The 975-nt window shown below is 62.3% G+C and carries 1 protein-coding gene; it reads right to left on the bottom strand.

Annotated features, from left to right (window positions below):
- The coding region (locus ABD115_RS16575) for an IS1249 family transposase (protein WP_343962925.1) at positions 1-921 on the bottom strand (921 nt) is incomplete at its 3' end.
- Positions 922-975: the final 54 nt, after the last annotated feature.

The following is a 975-nucleotide window of genomic DNA, read 5'->3' as shown; positions in this document are numbered from 1 at the left end:
TTCAGTCATCCCGCGATGGTGGAGCAACAGCAGCCGCATTGGGGAATTGATGGCCCCCTCGATCTCGTTCGTCGTTGATGGGACCTGCAGGCCTTGATGTGTGACGTCAAGGAACGTGAACAGGTGCTTCGCTCTGATCACTCGGCGCAGCACGTGATAGCCCGAGCGGAGACGTTGATGCGTGTACCACCATGTTTGTCCGGGCTTTGCCCATGACGGCACTTCGGTTGCGTGCTTGCGGTAGGTGCGTTCTTTCGTGAGGTGTAGATACGCTTCTTCCCAGGCCAGGAGCAGCCCGCCCCACGCGTCGGCGTCCACGCGATCACGTACCCGGGTGAGTTTCAACGCGAGCCCCCACAGCGCTTTCCCTGCGGCCGTTTTCGAGCGCGTAGTGACGTATTTGCGGACGTTGCGTTGGAGGTGCACCAGGCAGCGTTGCACATTGGCGCTGGCCCAGTGCGTGCGGAGTGCTGCGTGCATGCCAGGGCCGCCGTCACACACCACGACGCGAGGAGCTGGGAGACGTGTGAGTAGCGCACTCCATGCGGCTTCTGACTCGCGGGAGCACCACTGATACCCGATCACTTGACCGCGAGTAGCGGCAACGAGGACGCACCACCCGGTTCGGAGGTTGAAGCCATCGATCTGGACGACATCGTGGACGACGCCCGTGGCGGGGATGCGAGGGGTGAGGTTCCAGCACCACGCGGTCTCGCGGCGGAACGAGCGGCCGGTATGGGTGCCGTCTATCTCGGCTTGGGAGTGTTTGCCTTGGAGCCAGGCGAGGTACCTGGCGAGTTCTTTTTGGCGGGTCACGTCGGGGCGTCTACGCGAGCTTGAGGCGCCACAGGTTTGGCATTTCCAGCGTTGGGTTCCGGCTGCGGTTTTCCCGTTCTTGACGAGCTTGGTGCTGCATAGCACGCATCGGGTCGTGTTCAGAGAGTTTGCCACTCTTAAGGGTGGCGGGGCATAACA

The sequence above is a fragment of the Leucobacter albus genome (genome assembly GCF_039528015.1).
Lineage (GTDB): Bacteria > Actinomycetota > Actinomycetes > Actinomycetales > Microbacteriaceae > Leucobacter > Leucobacter albus.
This window is presented reverse-complemented; position numbering and strand designations above follow the sequence as displayed.